Origin of the sequence: Burkholderia sp. AU39826 (assembly GCF_020419965.1) — a bacterium.
Classification (GTDB): Bacteria; Pseudomonadota; Gammaproteobacteria; order Burkholderiales; family Burkholderiaceae; genus Burkholderia; species Burkholderia semiarida.
Genome location: NZ_JAIZQG010000037.1, coordinates 21,097 through 28,610, shown reverse-complemented (window position 1 = coordinate 28,610; position 7,514 = coordinate 21,097). Strand labels below are relative to the sequence as shown.

Here is a 7,514-nt window from a genome sequence, read left to right as displayed (position 1 = left end):
CAGTTCCGGGTCCAGGTTCAAGCCCTTGCCCGGTTCTACGGTCGCTTCTTCCTTACGTTTGCGTGGCATAACGTGGCTCCTTGGCCATCAGTTTATGCCTCACACACAAAGGTTCGGATAGGCTCGCGGGACCTGTGCCGTATCCGAAAGCTCGGCGCGCAAACCTGCGCTCGCGCTTCTCCTGAGAGGCCGTTGTCGACCCGAAGCGGCCTCACAGCTATCCTGCAAGCGGTCATTCAAAGTCCAAGGCGATCTCTGCGGTGGCCTTATACCAATCTAGAAAATTTTCGAACTCGCCGGCACATTCCCACCCTGGCGACGCGAAGTCATGAACAATCTGCACTCGTTCGCCCTTGCCCGTCTCCCAACAGGCTATGTCATCGCTACTCGTATCCCGGAAGAAAGGAACCAACTGCCGATCGGGATATCGCTTAGCCAGCCCTTCCAACCGAACGCGAAGCCACTTTCCCTCAAGTAGCTGCCACGGATCCAGATTCAGGATATTCAGATCAACAGCTCGGACAAAGTGGCGCGGATAAGAAAACCATGTTGGTCGCTCAGTTTCATTAAGTAAATCGGGCATCACGGATTCACTCGCGGCAGTCATTGGGAGCAGCGTCGATCGCTGTGGTGATTGTTGCCGATACAAGACGCGAGGTCTACCGGCCGCTTCTGGCCGCGCTGTGCCACAAGATCGAAGGTGACGACCATAGCGTGTTTCTTTTGACCGATCGGGGTGGCCGCGGCAGGAAGCAGCGACCTCACGACGGTACGTCACGGCTCCGAACTTAGAGCGCAGAGTGCGGATTCAATTCCAAGAGTTCTCGCGCTAGTCCAACGGTAACAACCACGCCGCAGTCCTCGCAGACGCCGTCGTTTGTTTTCTTGCCGCAACACGGGCAATACCATTGCCCTATCTTAGTCAACGGTGGCTGGCCGGGAGCACGCTTTAGCATGAGTTCCTCGAACCGCGCTCGAACAGAGACGCTGAAGAGCGCACCCGAAGAAGCGCATCGAAGTTCCCCTCCCAGTGCGATCGTGAGTTTGGCGGAGCAATATGGGCAATTCATTGGTACGCGACAAATGACCGAGTTGATTGTCGACAATAATGCGGGGCATGTCGAACGTCTGCAACTGGCCGATAGTAACCGTCAGCTTCTGATGGACGCGGAGCATCGGCGACGATCATCGGCACTCGCATACCGGCTTCGTTCTGGTCGTTCGCAGAAATCGGGCCCGAAGCCGGGGGCCGGACGGTCGATCCACCGTTTTTTCGTCAGGAAAACCCTGATCGACTCGGCCGGTCCGCCGGTTCCAGCCAGTTTTCCTTGCCGAGACCAGCCGCGCCGCACCCTTCGACGAAGCGATATGCCGTACCCGCGCGACCGCGCTCCAGCAAGCCTCCCAGCCAGCCTATCTAACCAATACAGGTATGGCGCGCCGCAATATTTCGCACGGCCGGTGCGATTTCAATACCCACCAGGTATCAAGAATCCAGCCCAAAAGTATTGGACGCCCCATTTCCCCGCCGCGTATAAATCCGTTCCATGAACAGCCCCCACGCAGCGCGCCCCATGTCCTCCGCGACCATCGAACGCATCGAAACCCGCCTCGTCGACTTGCCGACGATCCGCCCGCACAAGCTGTCGGTGGCGACGATGCACGGCCAGACGCTGATGCTCGTGAAGGTGTTCTGCAGCGACGGCGTGACCGGTATCGGCGAAGGCACGACGATCGCCGGAATGGCCTACGGCCCGGAAAGCCCGGAAGCGATGAAGCTCGCGATCGACGCGTACCTCGCGCCGGCGATCGTCGGCCGTGACGCGACGCGCGTCCAGGCGCTGATGGCGCATGTCGGCAAGCTCGCGAAGGTCAACCACTTCGCGAAGAGCGCGCTCGAAACAGCGCTGCTCGACGCGCACGGCAAGCGTCTCGGCGTGCCGATCAGCGAACTGCTCGGCGGCCGCCGCCGCGACCGCCTGCCGGTTGCATGGACGCTCGCGTCGGGCGACACGGCCACCGATATCGCCGAAGCCGAACGCATGCTCGACCTGCGCCGTCACAACGTATTCAAGCTGAAGATCGGCGCGAAAGCGCCGGAAACGGATATCCGCCACGTGGCCGAGATCAAGCAGGCGCTCGGCGAGCGCGCCTCGGTGCGCGTCGACGTGAACATGGCATGGAGCGAAACACAGGCCGCCCGCGCGATTCCGGCGCTCGCCGATGCGGGCTGCGAACTGGTCGAGCAGCCGGTGGCTTCCGCCGCGGCGCTGGCGCGCCTGATGCGCCGCTTCTCGGTCGCGCTGATGGCCGACGAAATCCTGCAAGGCCCGGACAGCGCATTCGAGATCGCGAAGCATCACGGCGCCGACGTGTTCGCGATCAAGATCGAACAGAGTGGCGGCCTGTTCGCCGCGCAACGCGTCGCGGCGATCGCGGACGCGGCCGGCATCGAGCTGTACGGCGGCACGATGCTCGAAGGCGCGTTCGGCACGGTGGCGTCCGCGCACCTGTTCGCGAGCGTCGCGAACCTGCAGTGGGGCACCGAACTGTTCGGTCCGCTGTTGATCACCGAGGAAATCCTGACGCAACCGCTGGACTACAGCGACTTCGAACTGACCGTGCCGGACGGCCCCGGTCTCGGCATCGCGCTCGACGAGGACAAGGTCAGGCGCTTCACCCGCGACGGGCTGACGAAAGTCGTGCGGTAATCGAGTCAGGCAAAGACCGTCATCCCCCAATACACATGGAGACAGCATCATGAGCGTCAAGGTTTTCGACACGAACGAAGTGCAGGATCTGCTGAAGGCCGCATCGAACGCGAGCGGGAGCGGCGGAAACGGCTCGAAGGGCGACGCACGTACGCAGCAGATCGTGCTGCGCCTGCTCGGCGACCTGTTCAAGGCGATCGACGATCTCGACATCACGCCTGACGAAGTGTGGGCCGGCGTGAACTACCTGAACAAGCTTGGTCAGGATGGCGAAGCGGCGCTGCTCGCGGCCGGCCTCGGTCTCGAGAAGTATCTCGACATCCGGATGGACGCCGAGGACGAGGCGATCGGCCTCGATGGCGGCACGCCGCGCACGATCGAGGGGCCGCTGTACGTGGCGGGCGCTCCGGTGCGCGACGGCGTCGCGAAGATCGACCTCGACGCGGACGAAGGCGCGGGCCCGCTCGTGATCCACGGCACGGTGAAGGATCTCGACGGCAAGCCGATGGCCGGCGCGCTGGTCGAATGCTGGCATGCGAATTCGCACGGCTTCTATTCGCACTTCGACCCGACCGGCAAGCAGAGCGACTTCAACCTGCGCGGCGCGGTGAGGACGGGCGCGGACGGCAAATACGAATTCCGCACGCTGATGCCGGTCGGCTACGGCTGCCCGCCGCAGGGCGCGACGCAGCAACTGCTGAACCGTCTCGGCCGTCACGGCAACCGTCCCGCGCACGTGCACTTCTTCGTGACGAGCGACGACCACCGCAAGCTCACGACGCAGTTCAACATCGACGGCGATCCGCTGATCTGGGACGACTTCGCGTATGCGACGCGCGAGGAATTGATTCCGCCCGTCACGCAGAAGACCGGCGGCACGGCGCTCGGGCTCAAGGCCGACGCGTACCAGGACATCGAATTCGACTTCGTGCTGACGCCGCTCGTACAGGGCAAGGACAACCAGATCGTCGAACGCCTGCGCGCGTCCGCCACGGCATAACCCGCCCGACGGCACGGCGGCGCGCGTGCGCCGACGCTGCCGGCCGGTTCCCCGAGACTCAACCGATACCGATGCGAGCGTGCTTGCAGGACGCGGCACGCGCATGGAAGGAGCCATCATGTCCGTCACGATCGACGCTGCGAACGAACTGGATCACCTGCTCGAAACCGCCGTGCAGGATGACAAGGAGGCCGGCATTTTCCGCTGCCGCCGCGACATCTTCACGAACGCGGCGCTGTACGAGCTCGAGATGAAGCATATCTTCGAGGGCAACTGGGTGTATCTGGCGCACGAAAGCCAGATTCCCGACAACAACGATTACTACACGACGTGGATCGGCCGCCAGCCGATCGTCATCACGCGCGACAAGACCGGCGAGCTGCATGCGGTGATCAATGCGTGTGCGCACAAGGGCGCGATGCTGTGCCGCCGCAAGCACGGCAACAAGGGCAGCTTCACGTGCCCGTTCCACGGCTGGACCTTCTCGAACACCGGCAAGCTGCTGAAGGTGAAGGACGAGAAGACGACCGAGTATCCGGTGCAGTTCAACACGCACGGCTCGCACGACCTGAAGAAGGTCGCGCGCTTCGCGAACTATCGCGGCTTCCTGTTCGGCAGCCTCAACGCCGACGTGCTGCCGCTCGAGGACTACCTCGGCGAAGCGCGCGTGATCATCGACCAGATCGTCGATCAGGCGCCGAACGGGCTCGAAGTCCTGCGCGGCAACTCGTCCTACATCTACGAAGGCAACTGGAAGATGCAGATGGAGAACGGCTGCGACGGCTATCACGTCAGCACCGTGCACTGGAACTATGCGGCGACGATGGGCCGCCGCAAGGAAGAGGGCACCAAGGCGGTCGACGCGAACAGCTGGAGCAAGTCGGTCGCGGGCGTGTACGGCTTCGACCACGGCCACATCCTGCTGTGGACCAAGACGATGAACCCGGAAGTGCGGCCCGTGTACCGGCACCGCGACGAGATCCGTGCGCGCGTCGGCGACGTGCAGGCCGATTTCATCGTGAACCAGACGCGCAACCTGTGCGTGTATCCGAACGTGTTCCTGATGGACCAGTTCAGCACGCAGATCCGCGTGGTGCGTCCGCTCGCGGTCGACAAGACCGAAGTCAGCATCTTCTGCTTCGCGCCGAAGGGCGAGAGCGAAGCCGACCGCACGACGCGCATCCGCCAGTACGAGGATTTCTTCAACGTGACCGGCATGGGCACGGCCGACGATCTCGAGGAATTCCGCGCGTGCCAGGCCGGCTATGCGGGCATCACGGCGATGTGGAACGACCTGTCGCGCGGTGCGCCGCTGTGGATCGACGGGCCCGACGAGAACGCGAGGAAGATGGGGCTGAACCCGCGCATTTCGGGCGAGCGCAGCGAGGACGAAGGGCTGTTCGTGTGCCAGCACGAACACTGGGTGCACGTGATGCGCGATGCGCTGAAGAAGGAACGCGGGGAGGTGGCGGCATGAGCTTCGATTACCGGACGATTTGCGCGACGCTGTATCGCGAGGCGCGTCTGCTCGACGATCGCGAGTGGGACGCATGGCTGACCTGCTACACGGAGGACGTCACGTACTGGATGCCCGCGTGGGACGACGACGATCGGCCGACCGACGATCCGCAGCACCAGATTTCGCTGATGTACTACCCGGATCGCGGCGGGCTCGAGGATCGCGTGTTCCGGATCAAGACCGAGCGCAGTGGTGCATCGACGCCCGAACCGCGCACCAGCCACAACGTGACGAACGTCGAGGTCCTGGCCGAACGCGACGGCGAGGTCGACGTGCGCTACAACTTTCACACGCTGAATCACCGCTACCGCGTGACCGACCACTTCTTCGGCACGGTGTTCGTCACGCTGCGGCAGGCGGGCGACGCGCTGCTGATCTCGCACAAGAAGATCGTGCTGAAGAACGACTACATCCGGCAGGTGCTCGACGTCTATCACGTCTGACGCCCGTTGTTTGCCATGAAAGGAAGTGGAGGTGACGCGATGTCCAGCTACAAGATTGCATTGAATTTCGAGGACGGGGTAACCCGCTTCATCGACTGCAAGGCCGGCGAGAAGGTGCTCGATGCGGCTTTCCGCGCGAAGATCAACCTGCCGATGGATTGTTCCGACGGCGTGTGCGGCACCTGCAAGTGCCGCGCCGAAAGCGGCCGCTACGACCTCGGCGACGACTACATCGACGATGCGCTCACCGAGGACGAAAAGGACGGCGGTCTCGTGCTGACGTGCCAGATGGTGCCGCAAAGCGACTGCGTGATCGCGGTGCCGTCGTCGTCGGTCGCGTGCAAGACCGGGCAGAGCAGCTTTGCCGCGACGGTCACGAAGGTCGAGCAGCACAACGATGCGGCCGTCGTGCTCGAGCTCGATGTCGGCGCGAGCGCACCGGCGTTCCTGCCGGGCCAGTACGTGAACATCGGCGTGCCGGGCACCGGCCAGCATCGTTCGTATTCGTTCTCGTCCGCGCCGGGCGATACGAAGGTCGGATTCCTGATCAAGAAGATTCCGGGCGGCGTGATGAGCACGTGGCTCGAATCGGCGAAACCCGGCGACACGCTCGAACTGAACGGGCCGCTCGGCAGCTTCTACCTGCGCGACGTGCAGCGGCCGCTGCTGTTCCTCGCCGGCGGCACGGGCCTCGCGCCGTTCCTGTCGATGCTCGACGTGCTCGCGCGCAGCGGGTCGCAGCAGAAGGTGCACCTCGTCTACGGCGTGACGCGCGATCTCGATCTCGTGCTGGTCGACGCGATCGAGGCGGTTGCGGCGAAGCTGCCGAACTTCAGCTTTGCCACCGTCGTCGCGGACGCCGCGTCGAGCCATCCGCGCAAGGGTTGGGTCACGCAGCACATCCCGGCCGACGCGCTGAACGACGGCGACGTCGACGTGTATCTGTGCGGGCCGCCGCCGATGGTCGATGCGGTGCGCCAGTACTTCGACGAAGCGGGCGTGAAGCCGGCCAGCTTCCACTACGAGAAGTTCACCCCCAACGTCACGGCAAAGGCGGCATGACCATGGAACGATTCTCCGGCAAGGTCGTCGTCGTCACGGGCGCGGCGCAGGGCATCGGCCGCGGCGTCGCGCTGCGGGCGGCGGCCGAGGGCGGCAGGGTGCTGTTCGTCGATCGCGCGGACTTCGTCGCCGAGGTGGCGGCCGAAGCGAGGGGGAGCGACACGGCAGGCTTCGTCGCCGATCTCGAAACGTACGAAGGCGCGCATGCGGCGATTGCGCACGCGGTGCGGACGTTCGGCGGCGTCGACATCCTGATCAACGGCGTCGGCGGCGCGATTCGCATGCGGCCGTTCGCCGAGTTCGAGCCCGCGCAGATCGACGCTGAAATCCGCCGTTCGCTGATGCCGACGCTCTATACCTGCCATGCCGTGCTGCCGCACCTGATCGCGCGTGGCGGCGGCACGATCGTCAACATCTCGTCGAACGCGACGCGCGGGATTCGCCGCGTGCCGTATTCGGCCGCGAAGGGCGGTGTAAACGCGCTGACGTCGGCGCTCGCGATGGAGTACGCGGAACACAACGTCCGCGTCGTCGCCACCGCGCCGGGCGGCACCAGCGCGCCGCCGCGCCGCGTGCCGCGCAATGCGGCCGGCGACACCGAGCAGGAACAGGCGTGGATGGGGGAAGCGGTGCGGCAGGTGACCGAATCGACGTACTTCAAGCGCTACGGCACGCTCGACGAACAGATCGCGCCGATTCTGTTTCTCGCATCCGATGAAGCGAGCTATATCACCGGGACGGTGCTGCCGGTGGCGGGCGGCGATACGGGTTGAGCGGCG

The 7,514-nt window shown here is 64.3% G+C and carries 7 protein-coding genes; 6 read left to right on the top strand and 1 reads right to left on the bottom strand.

The features are described 5' to 3' along the window. Positions 1 to 232: 232 nt before the first annotated feature. Positions 233 to 607: a hypothetical protein gene (locus LGM42_RS32370; protein WP_226234366.1), complete on the bottom strand. Its 375-nt coding sequence runs from the start codon at positions 605 to 607 to the stop codon at positions 233 to 235. A 967-nt stretch (positions 608 to 1,574) separates the two neighbouring features. On the opposite strand from LGM42_RS32370, the gene LGM42_RS32365 reads away from it, so the two are divergent. From LGM42_RS32365 to benD, 6 genes are all read left to right on the top strand, one after another. Next, positions 1,575 to 2,711: a muconate/chloromuconate family cycloisomerase gene (locus LGM42_RS32365; protein WP_226234365.1), complete on the top strand. Its 1,137-nt coding sequence runs from the start codon at positions 1,575 to 1,577 to the stop codon at positions 2,709 to 2,711. Between the two features lie 49 nt (positions 2,712 to 2,760). Beyond that, the gene (gene catA / locus LGM42_RS32360; RefSeq protein WP_226234364.1) at positions 2,761 to 3,711 is read left to right on the top strand and encodes a catechol 1,2-dioxygenase; all 951 of its coding nucleotides are present in this window, start codon (positions 2,761 to 2,763) and stop codon (positions 3,709 to 3,711) included. A gap of 118 nt (positions 3,712 to 3,829) precedes the next feature. Further along, positions 3,830 to 5,188: a Rieske 2Fe-2S domain-containing protein gene (locus tag LGM42_RS32355; protein ID WP_226234363.1), complete on the top strand. Its 1,359-nt coding sequence runs from the start codon at positions 3,830 to 3,832 to the stop codon at positions 5,186 to 5,188. Beyond that, a complete protein-coding gene (gene benB / locus LGM42_RS32350) occupies positions 5,185 to 5,673 on the top strand; it encodes a benzoate 1,2-dioxygenase small subunit (protein WP_226234362.1) in 489 nt (162 codons plus the stop codon). The genes LGM42_RS32355 and benB overlap by 4 nt, the downstream gene beginning before the upstream one ends. A 39-nt stretch (positions 5,674 to 5,712) precedes the next feature. Then, the gene (gene benC, locus LGM42_RS32345; RefSeq protein WP_226234361.1) at positions 5,713 to 6,735 is read left to right on the top strand and encodes a benzoate 1,2-dioxygenase electron transfer component BenC; all 1,023 of its coding nucleotides are present in this window, start codon (positions 5,713 to 5,715) and stop codon (positions 6,733 to 6,735) included. After that, the gene (gene benD / locus LGM42_RS32340) at positions 6,732 to 7,508 is read left to right on the top strand and encodes a benzoate diol dehydrogenase BenD (RefSeq protein ID WP_226234360.1); all 777 of its coding nucleotides are present in this window, start codon (positions 6,732 to 6,734) and stop codon (positions 7,506 to 7,508) included. Before benC ends, benD begins: the two co-directional genes overlap by 4 nt. The last annotated feature ends 6 nt before the right edge of the window (positions 7,509 to 7,514 follow it).